This is a genomic window from Kitasatospora sp. MAA19 (assembly GCF_029894125.1).
Taxonomy (GTDB): domain Bacteria; phylum Actinomycetota; class Actinomycetes; order Streptomycetales; family Streptomycetaceae; genus Kitasatospora.
In genome coordinates this window covers 1-17,635 of the sequence record NZ_JARXYZ010000025.1, presented here as the reverse complement: position 1 = coordinate 17,635, position 17,635 = coordinate 1, and the positions used below count along the sequence as shown (strand labels likewise).

Annotated in this window: 15 protein-coding genes; 2 read left to right on the top strand and 13 right to left on the bottom strand. The window is 71.3% G+C overall.

Translation table 11 applies throughout. The features are described from left to right. Window positions 1-1,149 (top strand): helix-turn-helix domain-containing protein, encoded by a 1,149-nt coding sequence (locus P3T27_RS29605; protein WP_280683959.1) that lies wholly within the window; start codon window positions 1-3, stop codon window positions 1,147-1,149. A gap of 169 nt (window positions 1,150-1,318) precedes the next feature. On the opposite strand, the gene P3T27_RS29600 is transcribed toward P3T27_RS29605, so the two are convergent. The 10 genes from P3T27_RS29600 to P3T27_RS29555 all read right to left on the bottom strand — a co-directional run bounded on the left by P3T27_RS29600 (window position 1,319) and on the right by P3T27_RS29555 (window position 12,602). After that, window positions 1,319-3,514 (bottom strand): DEAD/DEAH box helicase, encoded by a 2,196-nt coding sequence (locus tag P3T27_RS29600; protein ID WP_280683958.1) that lies wholly within the window; start codon window positions 3,512-3,514, stop codon window positions 1,319-1,321. Between the two features lie 70 nt (window positions 3,515-3,584). Then, window positions 3,585-3,899 carry a hypothetical protein gene (locus P3T27_RS29595; protein WP_280683956.1) on the bottom strand — a complete coding sequence of 105 codons (315 nt, stop codon included), beginning with the start codon at window positions 3,897-3,899 and terminating at the stop codon, window positions 3,585-3,587. Next, a complete protein-coding gene (locus tag P3T27_RS29590; protein ID WP_280683954.1) occupies window positions 3,899-5,800 on the bottom strand; it encodes a glycoside hydrolase family 15 protein in 1,902 nt (633 codons plus the stop codon). The genes P3T27_RS29595 and P3T27_RS29590 overlap by 1 nt, the downstream gene beginning before the upstream one ends. Before the next feature lie 38 nt (window positions 5,801-5,838). Further along, on the bottom strand, window positions 5,839-6,177 hold the full coding sequence (locus P3T27_RS29585) for a hypothetical protein (RefSeq protein WP_280683952.1): 339 nt from the start codon (window positions 6,175-6,177) through the stop codon (window positions 5,839-5,841). Between the two features lie 75 nt (window positions 6,178-6,252). Next, window positions 6,253-6,504 carry a hypothetical protein gene (locus P3T27_RS29580; RefSeq protein WP_280683950.1) on the bottom strand — a complete coding sequence of 84 codons (252 nt, stop codon included), beginning with the start codon at window positions 6,502-6,504 and terminating at the stop codon, window positions 6,253-6,255. Then, entirely contained in the window at window positions 6,501-7,022 is a 522-nt protein-coding gene (locus tag P3T27_RS29575) for a hypothetical protein (protein WP_280683948.1), read from the bottom strand. The genes P3T27_RS29580 and P3T27_RS29575 overlap by 4 nt, the downstream gene beginning before the upstream one ends. A 29-nt stretch (window positions 7,023-7,051) precedes the next feature. Then, window positions 7,052-8,569, bottom strand: coding sequence for a Mur ligase domain-containing protein (locus P3T27_RS29570; RefSeq protein WP_280683946.1), 1,518 nt, complete (start codon window positions 8,567-8,569; stop codon window positions 7,052-7,054). 89 nt (window positions 8,570-8,658) lie between these two features. After that, window positions 8,659-10,062 (bottom strand): glutamine synthetase family protein, encoded by a 1,404-nt coding sequence (locus P3T27_RS29565; RefSeq protein WP_280683944.1) that lies wholly within the window; start codon window positions 10,060-10,062, stop codon window positions 8,659-8,661. After that, the gene (locus P3T27_RS29560) at window positions 10,059-11,555 is read right to left on the bottom strand and encodes an amino acid permease (RefSeq protein ID WP_280683943.1); all 1,497 of its coding nucleotides are present in this window, start codon (window positions 11,553-11,555) and stop codon (window positions 10,059-10,061) included. Before P3T27_RS29560 ends, P3T27_RS29565 begins: the two co-directional genes overlap by 4 nt. A 66-nt stretch (window positions 11,556-11,621) precedes the next feature. Continuing rightward, entirely contained in the window at window positions 11,622-12,602 is a 981-nt protein-coding gene (locus P3T27_RS29555; RefSeq protein WP_280683941.1) for a hypothetical protein, read from the bottom strand. A gap of 269 nt (window positions 12,603-12,871) precedes the next feature. On the opposite strand from P3T27_RS29555, the gene P3T27_RS29550 reads away from it, so the two are divergent. Next, on the top strand, window positions 12,872-14,206 hold the full coding sequence (locus P3T27_RS29550; protein WP_280683939.1) for a helix-turn-helix transcriptional regulator: 1,335 nt from the start codon (window positions 12,872-12,874) through the stop codon (window positions 14,204-14,206). Here the strand turns inward: P3T27_RS29550 and P3T27_RS29545 are convergent. From P3T27_RS29545 to P3T27_RS29535, 3 genes are all read right to left on the bottom strand, one after another. Next, complete coding sequence (locus P3T27_RS29545; RefSeq protein WP_280683937.1) at window positions 14,184-15,971, bottom strand: prolyl oligopeptidase family serine peptidase; 1,788 nt, start codon at window positions 15,969-15,971, stop codon at window positions 14,184-14,186. The two genes, P3T27_RS29550 and P3T27_RS29545, sit on opposite strands and share 23 nt — an antisense overlap. 159 nt (window positions 15,972-16,130) lie before the next feature. After that, the gene (locus P3T27_RS29540) at window positions 16,131-16,853 is read right to left on the bottom strand and encodes a dihydrofolate reductase family protein (RefSeq protein ID WP_280683935.1); all 723 of its coding nucleotides are present in this window, start codon (window positions 16,851-16,853) and stop codon (window positions 16,131-16,133) included. A gap of 175 nt (window positions 16,854-17,028) precedes the next feature. Continuing rightward, window positions 17,029-17,490: a hypothetical protein gene (locus P3T27_RS29535; protein WP_280683933.1), complete on the bottom strand. Its 462-nt coding sequence runs from the start codon at window positions 17,488-17,490 to the stop codon at window positions 17,029-17,031. Between the last annotated feature and the right edge of the window lie 145 nt (window positions 17,491-17,635).

The window sequence follows — 17,635 nt, the reverse complement described above, 5'->3', positions numbered from 1 at the left end:
GTGGCCGGGATCGACCCCTACGGCGGCATCCGCTGGCACTGGACCACGCCCAGGGCCCAGGACATCCTGCGTCGCCGCGCCCTGCCTGAGATCCTCCAGCTCTACCGCGAACTCCATGGCCTGTCGCAGCAGGAACTCGCCTGCCTGCTCCGCTACTCCACCAGCTACGTCTCCCGCATCGAGACCGGCTCGCGCACCATCACCGACATCGGCGCCCTGCGCCACATCGCCGAACGCCTCGGCCTTCCGCCGCACTGCCTGGGCATCACCGACGAGGCGGACGGAGACCACCAGCTCGTGATCCAGCTCGCCGATTCCGTTTTGCGCCTGGCCGAGATCGCCCGTCAGGCCGGCCAGGCCACCACCGCTGTCGCGGAGTTGTGGCCGCTGGTCGCCCGCCTGGAGGCCCGCACCACCGACGGCCACGCCGACCTCGACACCCTGCGCCTGCTCGCCCGGGCCCGCGTCGGCCTCGGCGTCGCGCTCGGCCACGTGCTGCCGGAGGAGCGCCTGGCCACCGCGGCCCGCTGGACTGGCAAAGGACTCAGCGTCGCCCGGCGCCTGGGCGATCCGGGACTGCACGCCCACGCCTTGCGCCACCACGGCAACGAACTGCGCAAATCCGGCCTGCACCTTCGAGCACTGGACCGGCTCGCGCAGGCCCGCGACACCGCTCGCACCGGCACCGAACGCGCCGAGGCCATCGTCCTGCTCGCCCGCGCCGCCGGAGCCGCCGGGAACGCCGTCGTCTTCGACGAGGCAGTCGAGGACGGCCGGCGGCTCCTGGGCGAAGTGGTGCCCACCGCGCTGTTCTCCGAGTTCACCCTCCACGAGGTCCGCCTTCGAGGTCTCATGTGCACCGGCCGGGTCGCGGAAGCGGTCCGGCAGCTCGACCAGGCACCGGCGGCCGGACTCGTAGCGACGTCCCAGTGGCGGATCATCGCGGCGATCACCGCTGGCGAGGTGCTGCTGCGGCGAGGAGATGCGACCGGCGCCGCGCAGCAGTTGACCGCCGCGGTCGACGGGGCGACCCTCCACCGTCTGCCGCACCAGCTCCAGCGCGTCGTTCGGGCCGGTCGCCGCCTGCCCGAAGTCCGAGAACAAGCGGACGACGCCCTGGCGCGGCTGAGGGTTGAGATAGCGGCTTGACCTACGCGTGGTCATCACCATGGTGAGCTCCCCTGAAGAAGCCTGGTTGCTGCGGCTACGCCCCCGGCCGACGGGGAACTGGACGAGGCCATCGGGCGGCCCGTGCGGCACGTCGGAATCCCGCCGTGCCGTGCGGCACCCGGGGGTTGGGCCGGCGACGAGAGACGGTTCATGCGGTCGAACTGGCGAGGTGTGCGGGCGGTAGCGGTCCAGGGCATGGGCGGCTGTCACGGCCGCAGAACGGTGGGTTCTCCGCCGTGCGGCCTGTGGTGTCCGGGTTCGCGCGATCGGCCAGCGGAGGGAGGTCGACGCCGCACGCGGCGAGTTCGACACGTTGCCATGGGGTGAGCGTGCCCTTGCGGGCAATTTGCCGACAGTTCTTCAACCAGTTTCCAAGGCGGTCGCGGTCACCGCCCTTTCCCGACACCGGGACACGCGCGTGGCCGTTCTCCGCCACGAACTTGTTCAGCAGCTTGATGTTGTCCTTGAACCGGGCGTCTGCGACGTTGGCCACGAACCCCAGGCTGGTCAGTTCTTGGCGCTGCTCAGCGCTGAGAGAGGCGAATCGGACTCGCTTGCCGCGGACTTGGGCACCGAGGGGGCGTTGGCCGACGGTGGTGACGTATGTCGCGGGCACCAGGAGATCGCCGTTCTCGGCCTGGTAGTCGGTGAGATCCTGGACGAACTGTCCCCACTCGGCGTCCCTGCTGTTCCAGACCACGCCCAGTTCGTCGAGCCGGCGTGTGACGGAGGAAGGCAGGGAGCCGTGGCGGTGTCGGTACTTTGCGTTGTTCAGCCAGTGCCCGGTCCTCTCTCCGCTGGGGCCGATCCAGTCCCTGTCGACGCGAAGGTGGCCGTTCGCGGCGTGGAAGACCCTAAGGTCCTCGAGGTGGCGCTCCCTGCGGGACGCGGTGGAGAGGATGGTCCTGGTGGTGATCGCGTCGATGAAGCCCGTGGGGATCTCGGTCCCGCTGAAGGAGATCCACTTCGGCAGCAGTGACGCCGCCTGGGCCGGGCGGGTGGCGCGATCATGGCGGCGCATTCGGGTGAGGTGACGGCGGAGCCGGTCGTCCAGTGCCGCCATGGCCTCGATGGTGGCGATGACGGCGTCGAAGCCGCTGTCAGCGCGCTGGGCCGCGTCGACGGCGGCGATGGCCGGGACGATGATGGCCGCGACCTTGCGGCGGCTCGGGTCGCCTCGGCGCAGTGCCCGCCCGGCGATCTGGGTGATCTCAATCTTCGAGCGGCGTGGATCGACGATGGCGACCGCGTCCGCTTCCGGGGCGTCGTATCCCTCGATCAAGAGCCGGCTGTTCGTGACAACTGCCAGTCCCTCCGCGCTGGTACGGAACCGGTCGAGGATCCCCTGGCGGACAGAGCGGTCCTGCCGTCCGTTGACGTGCCCTGTCCACAGCGAGCACGGACGCTTCTCGGGCGGCAGGTATTCCATCGCGTGCTGGAGGACCTGGGCGAAGGCACGGGCGGCCGCCACCGTCGAGTGATAGGTGATCATCCGGCTGGCGCCGTGCTCCGCCGCCGCGCGCAATATCGAGATCGCCTTCGCCACAACGCTGGCCTCGACGTGCATGGGGCCCACAGCCAGGGACGTTTCCTGCTGCACGTGGTCGGTGACAGCCCGGTCGGCCGCGCCGGCGATGACCAGCTCGTAGTCGGCGAGGCGGTCCCGTTCGATCGCGTCGCCGACGGACAGACGGTGGGCGATGGGACCGAAGCGGTCGCGCCGGACCAGGATGCCGTCGTTGCCCACGAGGTCCCTGAGAGTGGCCGTCATGGACACGCGGAGCCGCGCCGGAACGAGCCGGTCGTCGTGGATCTGCGCCCAGCTGTTTCCGTCCGCGCGGTGGAGTTCGTCGGCGATGACGAGGCTCCAGGCGCCGGCCCCGGCGCGATGAGCGGCGATCACGGCGTTCAGGCTCTGGTAGGTGCAGACGGCGGTGATCCGTCGCCCTGCTGCCATACGGTCGACCAGTTCACGGGGGTCCCTGAGGACGCGGGCGGGGACACCGTCGGTGTCGCGGTTGAACCGATCGAGCACGCGTGGTTCGGAGCAGACCGCGAGGACCTCGCCGAGGGCATCGGCACCGAAGGCCCACAGCCACTGGGTGAGGGTCTGGGCGACCAGATCCAGTGTGGGTACGGCGATCAGCACACTGCCGGTGCGCGGGTCGACCACCTCCTGGGCGATGGCGCCCGCGGTCACGGTCTTCCCGGATCCGCAGGCCATCAGGATGACGACCCGTGAGACGTCGGTCAGCATCCCGCAGGCTTTGTCCACGGCCTCGTCCTGCTCTGGCCACAGCGTCAAGCCGGCGAAGGCGCGTGGATGGGTGAGGGTGGAGATCATGGCAGTCCTGCGGTAGGGGATACGGGCATGGGTGAGCGTCCTGGGCCCGACGGCGGGCCATGGGCATCGGTCACCGGTGCAGCAGCGCGAGCAGCCGGTCGTGCAGACGCTCCACGTCGCGGCTGTTGCCCAGGTTCCGGTGCTGGTCCTGGCTGGCGCTGTGCCAGCTGGCGGCGACCTCGGGCAGGTCGGCGAGCGCGGCGTCCAGGGCGGCCAGCGACTCCCGCCTGTCGGTGAACACCGCTGGCACGGCCACAAGTTGCCAGGGCGCGGGCCAGGGCTGTGCGGCGGGGTGGAGGTGGACGCCGCCGTGGATGTGCCCGGCCATCACCGCGGTGCCGCGCAGCCCGCCGCTGACGCGGTTGGCCACCTGGCCGTGTTCCACTACGCCACCACCATCGCGGCCGCCGGCTCCCGGGCGGTGGTGGTGGCGGGTTCGGTGCGCTGGGCGGGCAGCGGCGCGGGGCCGGCCTGGATCCGGCAGGAGTCCGCGAGCGCCAGCAGGGTGAACGCCTGTGGGTAGTTCCCGAGTTGGCGGCCGTTGACGGGGTCGTACTCCTCGGCGAGCAGGCCGAGGTCGTTGGGTAGGAGGAGGAGCCGGTCGAGGAGCTCGCGGGCCTCGTCGGGGCGGCCGATCGCGGCGAGGGCGTCGGCGAGCCAGAACGAGCAGGGCAGGAAGGCGCCCTCGTGTCCGGTGAGGCCGTCGACGTTGGCGCCGTCCCGGTCGTGGGTGGGGTAGCGGTGGACCAGGCCGTCCCGGGTGGTCAGCTCGCGCTGGACGGCTTCGACGGTGGCGATCACGCGCTTGTCGTCGCCCGGCAGGAACCCGACAGCGGGGATGAGCAGCAGCGCGGCGTCCAGGTCCCGCCCGCCGTAGTACTGGGTGAACACCCCGCGCTGCGGGTCGAGTCCGTTCGCGCAGACATCGGCGTGGATCTCGTCGCGCACCTCCCGCAGATGCCGCACGACGGCCGGGTCGACGGTGCGGCGGCGGGCGAGCAGGGTGGCGGCCCGGTCGAAGAACACCCAGCACATGAGCCTGGAGTGGGTGAAGTGGCGGCGCCGGCCGCGCACCTCCCAGATCCCCTCGTCGGGCTCGCGCCAGCGCTTCTCCACCTGCTCGGCCAGCGCGAGCAGCAGCGCGTCGGCACCCGGGTCGGGCCTCAGACCGGCGTCCTCCGCGACCAGCAGGGCGTCGGCGATCTCGCCGGGAACGTCGAGCTGGAGCTGACCGACGGCACCGTTGCCGACGCGCACCGGACGGGAGTTCTCGTAGCCGGGCAGGTGGCGCAGGACGTGCTCGTCAACGGGGTACTCGCCGTCGATCCCGTACAGCACCTGAAGGTTGGCGGGGTCGACGGTGGTGATGAGCCAGTCGCGCCAGGCGCGTGCCTCGTCCAGGTGGCCCAGCCGCGCCAGGGCGGCGGCGGTCAGCGCGGAGTCGCGCGGCCACACGTACCGGTAGTCCCAGTTCCGCTCGCCGCCGATGGCCTCGGGCAGCGAGGTGGTGGGCGCCGCGATGATCCCGCCGTCCATGTGGCACAGCGCCTTGAGGGTGATCGCGGCGCGCAGCACGGCGCCGTGGTGCGGGCCCTGATAGGTGCAGCCGGAGGACCAGGTCTCCCAGTACCGGGCAGTGTCGGCGAGTTCGCGAAGGCCGTCGGGCGGCGGCAGGGCCGGGCTGCGGGCGGGCTGCCAGGTGAGGGCGAGCACGAGCGTCTGGCTGGCGGCGACCTCGAAGTCGGCGCGGCAGCTGCCCTGGGTGCCGGGGCTGTGCCGGGGGCCGTCGAGCCAGTAGGAGTCGTGCAGGGAGGTGGCCGTGAGACAGGCCCGGCCGTGGTGCTCGGCGCGGTGGATGACCGGGTTGAGGCGGCCGTAGGCGGGGCGGGGGCGGAACTCGGAGGCGACGCGCACCAAGCCGCTGAGACCCTCGACGACGCGGATGATCTGCGCCGGGGCCGGGTCCGCCGAGTTCGGGGCGGGCATGAAGTCGGTGACCCGCACCGTGCCGTTCTCGGTGTCCCATTCCTGTTCGAGGATCAGGGAGTTGCCGCGGTAGCGGCGGCGGGCGCAGGGCGCGGGCGCGGTGGTGTCGTAGCGGGCGGGGGCGACGCGCCAGAAGCCGTGCTGCTCGGTTCCGAGCAGAGCGGCGAACACCGCCTCGGAGTCGGGGCGCGGCCAGCACAGCCAGGTGATCGCGCCGTCGCGGGTGACGAGGGCGGTTGAACGGGTGTTGCCGAGGAGGGCGTGGTCCTCGATTGGCGGGGTGGGCAGGGTGCGGGGCATGGGGTGGTCCTGACGTGGGTGGGAACCGGGTTCGTGGGTCAGCGGCCGGCGCGGGTGGGTGCCCGGAGGAGGTCGGGCGCGGCCGCGACGGTGGCCAGCAACCGGACGGCGACGTTCTGCCAGTCGGGGCGGTCGGCGACCAGGGCGCACGGGACCGCTATGGAGCTGGTGCGCATCAGTAGCCGCAGCAGCGGTGCGGGGACGCCGACGGGCACGGGGGAGCCCGTGGCCAGGAGGATGGGGGAGGCCCCGGACAGGCGGGTGACGGGTAGCTCGTCGAGCGTGGTGGCGTCGACGAGGATGCCTGCGCGGTTGATCAGGTGGCGGTCCAGGTCACGGGCGTCCAGACCGTCGGTAGGGGGTGGCGGAGTGCTCAATCTTCTTCTCTGTGGTCGAAGGGGTGCGGCCCAGGCCCGAACGGCCGCCATGGGTCGATGCGGTGGTGCGAATGCTCAGTTGGCTGGCCGGGATGGCTCCTCCTGGGAGGGGCCGGTGCGGCGTTTCGGCGTGGAGCGCGAGGCGAGCAGGCGGTCGGTGACGACCAAGGTGGCGAAGCCGACCAAGGCGAAGACCGCCAGGTAGAGCGGCTGGGTGAGCTGGGCGCGGTGCTGGAGGAGGTAGAGGGTGGCGGCCCTGACCTGGACTCCCAGCAGGAAGCAGACGATTCCGACGGCGGCCGGGCCCGGCGTGCGGTGGGTGCTCACGCCGCCTGTCCGCGGGGCAGAGTGGTGCGGCGGAACGGCTCGGTGGGCCAGGACGGGTCGATGTCGCTGAGCAGGACCATGCCGGCCAGGACGGCGGCGATGCTCGCCTGCACCTGGCTGCGGACACCCAGCCAGGCGCGCAGATCCCGGCCGTAGCCGCGCATCGTGGCGGGGGTGACGCCGAAGTCCGCCGCCAGCTCGGGCGTGATCCGCCCGCCGACCCAGCCCACGAGAACCCGGTGAAGGCGTGGCGGGAGCCGGATTGCGGTGGCGAGTGCGGCGCAGGGCTCGGCGGTGTCGGTGACGATGCTGTGCGCGGCGCCCCACGCGACGAGTTGCAGCACGGTGCGCGTGCCGGTGGCCGTGAGCAGCGAGGCGACGGCGGTATCGACCTCGGCGTTCTCCAGGCCGAGTTTGGGGTCGGCCGCGATCGTGCGGGTCTGGGAGCCGGCGGCGATGTGGCTGAGCAGCCGGACCTGGTGCTCGGACAGGGTGTGGGTGGGCAGGGCGGTGGCCATGGCGGCACCTTCGGTGGCCGGCGGGCGGTTCACGGGCGGTCAGCGGTCGGGGTAGCGGCCTGGGCGAGGTGTTCCAGCAGGCGGGGGCCGAGGCGGGCGGCGTCACCGGTGCCGATGACGAGTACCAGGTCGCCGGGCTCGGCGAGGCCGGTGACGAGCTGTTCGATGTCCCGCTCGCACGGGCCCGAGCGGACCCGATGGACCGTGTCGGAGCCCAGGGCTTCGACGGCGGCGGTGGCGACGGCGTCCAGCGGGTCCGCCTGGTGCAGCACGGTCAGAGGGGTGGCGGCCGGCAGCAGTACGGCCCGGTCGGCGGCCGCGAGGGCGGCGCCCAGCTCGGCGGCGTGCGCGCTGGTGCGGGCGATGCCATCCGGTTCCAGGACGGCGACGACCGAGCCCTCGGTGAGCATCCGGGCGGCCTCGACGTCCCTGGCGACCTCTTGGGGGTGCCGGGCGCGGGAGTCGCACACGGTGACCCGCGCCCGGGTACCGAGTTCGGTCAAGGAGCGCTCCACGCCGCCGAAGCGGGCCAGACGCTCGGCGACGGCCTCGGCACTCTCGCCCGCGACGAGGGCGGTGGCGATGGCGGCGCAGGCGGCCAGAGCGTGATGGTCGCCCGCGATCTTCACGACGAACTGGTGCTGCTCGCCCTGGTGGCGCAGCGTGAGGAGGTACCCGGTGCCGAGCCACCGGGGCTTGAGGACCCACACGTCGGCGCTCTCGTCGAGGCCGACGGTGACCACCGCGGGTCCGGGGCGGTCGGTGAGCCTCTCGTGCACGATCCTGGGGCCCTTCTCCCAGGTCGGCAGGACCACCGTGGCGGCGGCGCGGGCGAGGTTCGTGGCGGCGTCCAGAGCCTCGATGTTGTCCGCGAAGTGCGGGGCGTTCGCCGCGGTGGCGGTGATCAGAACCGTCGACGGGGACGGCCGCCGGTACCGGTTCGGGCTGTGCGGGCGGTGGCCCCACGCCCCGGGGGGCGCGGCCTCGTGGCCGTCGGTGTCCGGGCACAGGTCCACCACCAGGCGACGGCCTCCTCCCTGGCCGGGGCTACCGCCGACGTCGGGGGCGTTGAGGATCCAGCCGGTGCGGCCGTCGTCCAGGGCGGCGGCCAGGACCGCCGACGCGGTCGCCGTGGAGTGGCTGCCGCCGACGGCCACCAACGGCCGCCCGAAGCCCGCGCACACCTCGGCGAGCGCGTGCGCGCGGGCGAGCACCGGCAGCCCAAGTTTTTGGGCCCGGTCGAGTTCGGGGTGCGGGGCGACCACCACCCCCGGCCACACCACGGCCGTGCGGTCGGTGCGGACGTGCCCGGCGTCGAAGCCGACCGTGACCTCCACGCCGGCCGAGCGCAGCCGGTCGGCGGCCGGGCCGTCCTGGTCGGCGGGGTCGATGCTGCCGGTGACGTCCAAGCCACGGGAGGCCAGCCACAGCGCCAGGCCCTCCACTCCGGACGCGGTGGCGCCGACCAGGTGGGCCTTGGCCAGCAGATCGGGCCCGGCGGCGGTCTTCCCGCCCTTCTTCGCACGGGAATGGACGGCGGTGTCCATAAGAGTCCTCCAGCATGGTCAGGAACGGGGTGGGGTGGAACCGGGCCGGTCGCGGGCCCGGGGGTGTGGCGCCGCGACCGGCCCGGGGCTCAGGCCTGGGCGAAACCGCGCGCCAGCTCCGCGTCGGTGACGCGGGCGGCGTGGTGGTCGACCTCCAGGTCGGCGAGCGAGGCCAGGTGGGCGACGACGCGCTCGCCCAGCAGCTCGGAGGCGACGCGGCTGGTCTCGAACACGTCGATGGCGTAGTAGGGGTGGCGGGGCACCACCGGGAGGTCCTCGTCCCAGTCGGCGTTGCCGGTGACGGGCTCGCAGAGCTTGAGGTCGCCGGTGATGCCGTGGCGGACGCCGGCCACGGCGGCGGCCACGGCAAGGTAGGGATTGGCGTCCGCGCCGGGCAGGCGGACCTCCAGGTGGAGACCGCGTCCGTGGCCGACCACCCGCACCGCGCAGGACCTGTTGTCGCGCCCCCACACGAGCTTGGACGGCGCGAACGCGCCCCCGAGGCGCTTGTAGCTGTTCACGTACGGCGCCCACATCGGCGCGACCTGCGGCAGCACCTCCAGCAGCCCGGCGACGGCCCGCTCACCCAGCACCGACAGGGCGTGCTCGTCCTCCGCGGAGACCAGCAGAGCCTCGCCGTCCGCGGACCAGAGCGACAGGTGCAGGTGCATCCCGGAACCAACACCGGCCGCCGGGGCCGCCATGAACGTCGCCGCCAACCCCTGCTGCTCCGCCACCACCTTGGTGGCGTGTTTGAAGAGCACGTGCTGCTCGCAGGCCTCGCTGGCCGGACCGTACGGGAACGTCACCTCGATCTGACCGGGGGCGCTCTCCAACTTGACCGCCTCGACGGGCAGTCCGGCCTCGGCCAGGGCCTGCCGCAGCGACCGCGAGAAGCCGGCCGCCGTCACCGGCCGGTCGAGGGCGTAGTCGCGGTTGTCCCACGTCACCGGGCGCAGCCCCCGCCAGTCGGCCGCGGTCAAGTCGGTGCCCGTGCCCTGGTAGACGACGAACTCGGTCTCGATCCCGACCCGCACTTCGTAGCCAAGGTTCTGGAGCAGGGCGAGCTGCTTGTCCAGGATGGTGGCCGGGGCCAGCGGGTGCGGCCGGTCTCCGTCGACGGGGCGGGCGAACACGATGGCGGTGCCCGGCTCCCACGGGATCACGCGGGCGCGGTCGAGGTCGGGCAGCAGCGCGACGTCGCCGAAGCCGGACTCCCACGAGAACTCGCCGGTGGCCGGGGGCGTCATGCCCAGGTCTGTGCCGATCACGTACCCGCACATCTCCGGGGCGAGACGGCCCGACGCGAGGCGCGCCAGCAGCACCCCGGCGTCGAACTCCTTGCCCTTGAGTCGTCCCTGCACGTCGACGGCCGCCAGCACCACGGTGTCGAGGCCGAAGGCCTCCACCAGCTCCGGCAGCTGGCCGACCGGCCCGACGGGGTGGGTGGACTGGTCCGCCGGGGGACGGGCGGTGGGCATCGTGGGCCTCATACGATCTGCTCCTCGATCCGGGCCAGGTGCGGGTCCTCGACGACCGGCACGGAGAATTTCGAGCCGGCCATCCGCCACCACGCTCCCGCCAGGGCGAGGACGACCAGCAGCGTGACGGGCGCGTAGTTGAACGTCTCGACGGTCACCGGGTAGCGCTGCGGCAGGCACACCAGCACCGTCAGCACCACCACCCACGCCACGGCGGCGATCCCGACCGGGCGGCTCCACCGCCCCAGGCTCCACGGGCCCGGGACGAACCGGTCCCGCTGCCGCAACCGCAGGTACACGGGGATGATGTAACTGGGTGTCATCCCGATCACGTTCACTGCGGTCACCGCCCCGTACGCGACCGGCGACCACAACGACGGCACCGCCAGCACGAACGCCACCGACACCGCGAGCCACACCGCTGCCACCGGCACCCCGTCGGGAGACACGCGGCGCCACGTCGCCGAGCCGGGCAACGCGTTGTCCCGGGAGAACGCGTAGACCATCCTGCTCGCGGCCGTGGTCTCGGCCGACCCGCAGAACAACTGCGCGCCGATCACGACCAGCAGCAGCAGCTTCGCGCCGGTCGTCCCGACCGCGTCCAGGAAGATCTGCGCCGGCGGCACCGCCGCACCCGCCGTGCCGGAGTAGTCCTGCACCGCGAACAGCAGGCCGGCCAGCAGCACGAACCCAGCCAGCAACGAGACCCAGATCGACCGCACGATGCCGCGCGGAGCGGCCAGGCTCGCCTCCTTCGTCTCCTCCGAAAGGTGCGCGCTCGCGTCGTAGCCGCAGAACGTGTAGCCGGCCAACAGCAGCCCGATGGCGCTCACGTAGACCGGGTTCGACCAGCCGGTCTGGTTGACGAAGTGCCCGAACACGAAGCTGGCGTCCTGGTGGTGGGAGGGGACGATTGCGAGCACGCCGACGATCACCGCCACACCCAGCAGGTGCCACCACACCGAGACGCCGTTGAGCAGGCCCACCACCCGGACACCGACCACGTTCAGCAGGGCGTGCAGCACCAGGACCCCGGCGAAGATCGTGAGGATCAGGCCCGGGGTCGGCACGACGCCCCACTGGAGCCCGGCAAACGCGGCGATGAACGAGGCGGCGCCGTAGTCGATGCCCGCTATCCCGCCCAGCAACCCCAGCAGGTTGAGCCAGCCGGTCACCCAGCCCCAGCGCGGGCCGCCGAGGCGCTGGGACATGAAGTAAAGGCCGCCGGACGTGGGGTAGGCGCTGGTGACCTCGGCCAGCGAGAGGCCCACCAGCAGCACGGCCAGGCCGACGCCAACCCAGCCCCACATCATCACGGCCGGACCGCCGGTCACCAGCCCGAACCCGAACAGCGTCATGCAGCCGCTGAGCACCGAGATGACCGAGAAGCTGACGGCGAAGTTCCCGAATCCGCCCATCCGGCGGACCAGTTCGGGTTCGTAGCCCAGCGACCGAAGATGGTCGTCGTCCTCGCGGGCGGGGGCGGATCGGTGGGACCATGACATGGGGGGACCTCCGTAGGAGAGTCGATGGTGTTGGGAGTGCCCGGCCGGCCAGCAGGGCGGAGGAGGTCAACGGGTGGCGGCGAACGACTGGGCCATGGCCTGTCGCAGGGCGTCGTTCGGCCGGGGCGCCAGGCTCACCCAGGGCTGGGAGGACACGAACGGCGTCAGGGCCGCGAACACCTGGGCGGCCTGCCGGGGATGGCGGGTGGCCCAGAGAGCGTGGGCGAGGTGGTGTTCGTCCGTCACCGGCCACCGGCCCTGCTCGCCGGGCGCCGCCCGCCAGTTCTCGTAGGCCTGGAGGACCGTGGAGCGGACGACGTCGTCCCCCGTCCATTGCAGGAGGACCGCGTCCTTGCGCTCCGCCCGGCGGTAGCGATCGACATGCAGGTACAGCGGAAGGGCGTGAAGAGGCGAGCCTTCCGGCGCGCCGGTCAGGTAGGTCGCCAGGAAGTTGGTCGCGGCGCCGCTCTCACCCCGTGCGAGCCAGACCCTGAGCACGCGGTGGAACGCCTCCCGGTTCCACGGATCCGCCCGACGGACCTGGTCGAACAGGCCCCACGGACCCGGCGGGATCATCTGGTCGGGCCCCGGAACCCGGTGCTCGGGACGGATCTGTGTCGGGTCGAGCGAAGCCAGCGTGAGGAGGCCGATCCACGGCACCGGGTCGTCGGCGAGAGTGGAGGCGGCCCACCAGCACATCTCCCTAGCCGCCTGCTCCAGCAACGCGACCCTTCGCGGGTCCGCTGGCTGAGACCGGGTCATGAGGGCCTGCTCCACGGCAACCCGCGCCCGCAGAGTCACCAAGCCGGTGTTCGCCGGGTCCGCCGCCGCCCAGTGGTCCAGGACGTCGGTGTGCGCGGCAACCGAGGCGAGGATCTGGGTGCGGGAGGTCCACGCCGGCCAGTTGCCCCACGTGGCGGCCAACAGGGCGCGGGCTGCCATCCACCGGCCGCGCTGCAGCTCCTCCACCGCCCCGCGAAGCTCGCCGTCGTGGCCGGCAGGGTGCTGGACGAACCGACCTGGATCAAGGGTGAAAGCTGTGTTCACGGCCGGGGTCCTTTCTGAGGTGATGCCTATCGCGCCGGAAACACGGGCGGGAGGGCTGGGCAAGTCCGAGGGCCCGAGCCTGTGCGATGGGCGGGTCCGACCGCCGCTGCCGAACTTGGGCGGGTCATACGGAACCACCAGCCAAAGCCCGTGTGACAGTGCAGACTTGTTGCATCGTGTGGCGTTGATGTTGAAAATCTGCCCATGACCTGCGAAGTCAGCGAGCCAAATTCTCTGGGGGCGTAATGACGCGATGGGGACGGCTCGCCGTGTTGCGCAGGGCTGCCGGCTACACCCAGGAACAGCTGGCGACGGCGATGGATGTGGACCGGACGACAATCCACCGGTGGGAGAATGGCAAGGCGACGCCGCGCCCGTGGCAGATGCCGAAGCTCGCCAGACTGCTGGAGGTCTCCCAGGACGAGTTGCGCTCCGCCGTCTTCGGAAACCCGGATGCTGATTGCGCTCCCCGATCGGAAGTAGAGGCAGGGAGGGGCGAGTTCGCGGCGGATGCGCTTTCGCTGCCAGGACCAGGTATCAGCGGGCAAGGAGCCACGTCCAACGTGGGCGATGTTGGACCGCGGCTCGCCACGGTAGACGCCCTGATCGGCGACTGGGCATCCGTCAACTCGAAGACTTCAGCTCCCGCTCTGTCGCTGTGGGTGACGGATGAAGATGTCGTTGTCGCGGAGGGTATGCTCGGCATGTTCCGCCAGCTCGACCACACGCACGGGGCCCGTCAGCACTGGCGGCAGGTCAGCTCCTACATCGACACCGAACTCGAAGGCCTTCTGCGCCGGCCTGCCGTCGATGAACAGGTCGCGCTTCAACGTGCCCAGCTCACGGTCGGGTTCTGCGAGCTTGCCGGGTACCAGGCCGTCGACATCGGCAACCCCGACCGGGCCCAGGAGTACTACCAGCGCGCCTTGGCCCTGACGACGGCAACTGGCGATCGGGCGTACGGTGCCTACCTCGTGGCAGTGAACCTCGGGCACCTCGCCCTGCACCGTGGGAACCCGGAGACCGCCCTGCGGTGGGCCTCTTCCGCCCGCGCCGCAGCCGGTACCGCCGCGAGCCCGGCCACACGGGCGGCCATCACCGCCGTCGTCGCCCGGGCGAACGCCAGAATGCTCAGGGAAGGCGAGGCGACCCAGTTGATCCTCGAAGCGGAGAAGCTCCTCGACGCAGCCAGCGTGGAAGACGAACCCACCTGGATCCGCTACTTCACCCACGCCTACCTCGCGGACGAGGCCGCGCACTGCCTCCACGACCTCGGCCGTGCGCCGGACGCCAGGATCCAGCTCGCCGACGCGCTCGGGGGCGTCGGCAAGGACAAAGTCCGTCGGCGCGCGATCGACGCGGCTCTGCTCGCCGCGACCTGGCTGCGCAGCGGGGACGTCGACCAGGCATGCGCGGTCGGCCGCGATGCCGTCGTCTACGCCGCCCGGACAGGATCAGGACGGTGTATCGAGCGGGTGGCCGGCATCCTGGCCGACCTGCAGACACACGCCGACTACGTCGCGGTCCGGGAACTGCGCGAGTTCGCCCGGGCCGTGCTGCCGGACGCCGACAGGCTGGCGGTCATGCTGGCAGGCGGCTCATGATGCGCCGGTAGAAGTCGAGTTCGGCGCGGAGCGCCTGCTCCCGTGCCAAGGGCGCCGACAGGTAGTGGTCGCCGCCCTCTAACAGCAGGCTGCTATGGTCACCGCCTCGGCCGGCCAGCTCCTCGGCGAAGTGCATGGCCTCCTCCGCAGACGTGATCGTGTCGGCGGAGCCGTGGATCACCAGCACGGGGCAGCGGACTCGCTCGGGCTTCACCGCGCTGGCCGGGCCTCGCAGCACAGCTGCGTGCGGACGCTGGAACGCCGGAACAGACAGCTCCCACCGCGCGGGGTCGATGATCGCCGAGATGGCTGTCGCGGCAGTGAACGGTCCCGGACGGCATGCCGCCTGGAGCGCCGTGTACCCGCCCGCGCTCGCCCCGCTGACGAACACCGCTCCAGGAGTCGCCTGGCCGATCGTCAGGAGATGCTCTGCGACGGCTGCGCAGTCGTCGACGTCGTAGGCGCCCCAGTGGCCGTGCAGCGACTGTCGGAAGACGCGTCCCTGACCCGTGCTGCCTCGGTAGAGAACTTCGGCGACGATGAAGCCGTGGCTGACGAAATACTGAGTGACCCAGTCCAGCCGTAGGGGGACGTCGTCCGTCGGACCGGGATGGGCCCGGATGAGGAGAGGCCTCGGTCGCGTGTCCCCGGGTCGCAGGTGCAGCAGGAAGCGCACCGGCCCACCCGGACCCGCGATGGTCTCAACCGCGGGGGGAACCGGCTTCCAGGGCACAGGGACCTCGGAAGCCTTACCCATCGGGAGGGCATGGGCGTCCGTCTGTGCTGCCAGGTCGACCGACCAGATGGCCGGTGGGCTGCTGGCCGTGGAGCCGACCACGGCCAGGAGGCTGCCGTCGACGGTGACGTACGGCTTCACGGACGTGAGATTCGAACCGAGCCGCCGCCGACGACCCTCGGAGTCGACGGCGAGCAGCTCGGTGGCAAGCCCGTCCATCACCGTCAGCACGACGGTGCCGTCTCCGGTGAAACCGTACGACTGGTAGCCGCCTTCCCAGGGCGCCGGTGCGCAGTCCGCCTCGATCAGCGCGACTGCCTCCACCACGGCATCGCGCAGCCGGTACAGGTTCCACCACCCTGTCCGGTCCGACACGAAGTACAACAGGCCGTCCGGTCCCCACGACGGCTGCACCACCGACTCCCCGGAGCCGCCCGCCACAACGCGCGTTGGCCCGACGGTGTCCGATCGAACGTCGGCCAGCACGAGGCGAGTGCTGTCCCACGGCATCTGGTCGCGCTGCCACTCCACGTACGCCAGGGTTCCTGCCGCCAGCCGAGGAGAGCCGAGGAACCCGCGGGAGCGAACCAAGACCCGGGGGTGCCCGGCCCGGGACACGGCGATGATCTCGTCCACGGTGTCGTCCCCGCGAATCGCGAGCAGACCGCCGCCCGGTGCCGGAGCGAGGTCTCCGTACTGCGTGGACCCGACGACAGAGTCGATCCGCTCCGGCACGCGGCCAGCCGCGTGCCGGAGGAGGGAACCGTCGTCACCGACGAACCACACTCCCTCCGATGTCACTGCGAAGGCGCCGCCACCGTAGGCGTGGAGCTGACCTCCGACTGAGAGGTCGGGGGGCGTCACCGCGACGGCTGTGCCCGACCGGTCGGCGCGCATGACCCGGCGGCATCCGCCGTGATCGGGATCCGACTGCAGCCACCACAGTGAGCCCGACGCCGACCGGAGCTCGTCGTACGCCACCACCTTCCGGGCCACCCACTCGGGCGGGAGCCCGATGACGTCGGTCATACAGTCGCGGTCCTCTCAGCATGCGCTGCTGGCTGCTCGTAGGCTATCCGCCGCCTGGAGAGCCACCGTACCCGGCCGTGGGCCGAGGAACCCTTCGAAGCCAACAGCGGTGGCTCGCCCGCACGGGGGGCTCAACGACCGGCGTGACGAACCCGAAGATCAGTTGGACGCAGGCTTGGGGGCGTACCGCAGCAGCACGACGTCGCCGATCGTCCGGGCTTCCAGAAGTCCCATCCGTCGGCTGCTTCCACCGGGGTAGTCCGCCGGGTGGAGGAAGCGTGGTGCGGCGGCGTCGCCGACGAGCAGCGGGGCGATGGCGAGGTGGATCTCGTCGGCCAGCCCCTGGGAGAGGAACTGGGTGTGGATCTGCCCGCCGCCTTCGACCATGAGGCGCTCGACCCCGCGGGTAGCGAGATCGTCGAGCACCGCGCCGAAGTCGACGGTGGGGCCGGTGCTCACGACGTCGGTAAGGCCGTCGAGCGTCTCCCGGAGCTTCGGCGCGGCAGCGTCGGTGGTGTAGACGACCTTCTTGTCGCCGAAGTGCCAGAACTTGAGGTCCCGGCCCAGGTCGCCGCTGGCGGAGATGGTGACCTTGAGCGGGTACTCGGGCTTGCCGGCCGCGGTCCGGTCGGCGCGGCGCTTGTCGCTGTTGACCAGCAGACGGGGATTGTCGCTGCGCAGGGTGTTTCCGCCGATGAGGATGGCGTCGGATTCGGCGCGGACCTGGTCGACGCGGTCGAAATCCTCCGCGTTGGACAGCAGCAGACGCTCGGGGGAGGCGTCGTCGATGTGACCGTCGACGGAGGTCGCGACGCTCAACAGGACGAAGGGGCGGGAGGCCATCGGCGGTCCGTTCTCTCGGGACAACAGGGCTCTGGTCATCACACTTCATGGTGATCACCGTGCCGCCCAGTACTGGGCGGACCTTGAATGGAGCTGGCCGGCAAGCCGCGACACCGGAACGGGACGCGGCTGGTGCCGACGCCCCAAGGCCGTTCCGTTGTCCAGAGAACGGAAAAAACCCCGTGGTCAGCCAAAGCCTGGCCACTCCCAGGGCTCAGGTGTCGTAGAGACCGTCCCATGGCGGGCTGAACCCCAAACCACCTGGGTAGAACTCGGCCCAGTCGTCTTCTTCCTCGCCGTCGGGATACTCACCGTGGCATTCAGGGACCAAACCGAAGAGGATCCCGTCGACCGTGAGTTGGAAGGGGCGGATGGCGATGTCGCAGTACTCGCGGCCAGGCAGAGCATCCAGCCATTCAGCCAGCCGCTCATCCACTCCATGGCCAGGTCCGGGACCCGGGCACCAGATGTCGGAGTCGACGTAGTTTCCGCTGTGATCGAAGCGGTGAAGGATGGCATACCAGCGCTTGTGATCACCCCAGTCGGGACCGTGCTTGTAGCCGGGTGGGAATCCGCCAGTGATCCAGGCGAAGAACAGGCCGCCGTCGAAGCGGCCGATCGTCTCGGTGCGGAAGTCCGGCTCGTGTTGAATCGGTATGAGGTCTGGGATCGCCACGGCCGGACCCTAGCCGATCACCAGGGGGCTGTCAGCCTGAGGTTAAAGAACAAACGTACGTCCAGCAGCTCGGGCATTCGAGCAGGTGAGAGGAGGTTCGGATGTAACCGGGCGTCAAGCTCAAGGCAGCCAGCCGGTGCGAGTC

Excerpts from the sequence above, each read along its gene's own strand:
- P3T27_RS29600 (WP_280683958.1), bottom strand. The coding sequence starts at position 3,514 with ATGATCTCCACCCTCACCCATCCACGCGCCTTCGCCGGCTTGACGCTG.
- P3T27_RS29590 (WP_280683954.1), bottom strand. The coding sequence starts at position 5,800 with ATGCCCCGCACCCTGCCCACCCCGCCAATCGAGGACCACGCCCTCCTC.
- P3T27_RS29575 (WP_280683948.1), bottom strand. The coding sequence starts at position 7,022 with ATGGCCACCGCCCTGCCCACCCACACCCTGTCCGAGCACCAGGTCCGG.
- P3T27_RS29570 (WP_280683946.1), bottom strand. The coding sequence starts at position 8,569 with ATGGACACCGCCGTCCATTCCCGTGCGAAGAAGGGCGGGAAGACCGCC.
- P3T27_RS29565 (WP_280683944.1), bottom strand. The coding sequence starts at position 10,062 with ATGAGGCCCACGATGCCCACCGCCCGTCCCCCGGCGGACCAGTCCACC.
- P3T27_RS29560 (WP_280683943.1), bottom strand. The coding sequence starts at position 11,555 with ATGTCATGGTCCCACCGATCCGCCCCCGCCCGCGAGGACGACGACCAT.
- P3T27_RS29545 (WP_280683937.1), bottom strand. The coding sequence starts at position 15,971 with ATGACCGACGTCATCGGGCTCCCGCCCGAGTGGGTGGCCCGGAAGGTG.
- P3T27_RS29540 (WP_280683935.1), bottom strand. The coding sequence starts at position 16,853 with ATGACCAGAGCCCTGTTGTCCCGAGAGAACGGACCGCCGATGGCCTCC.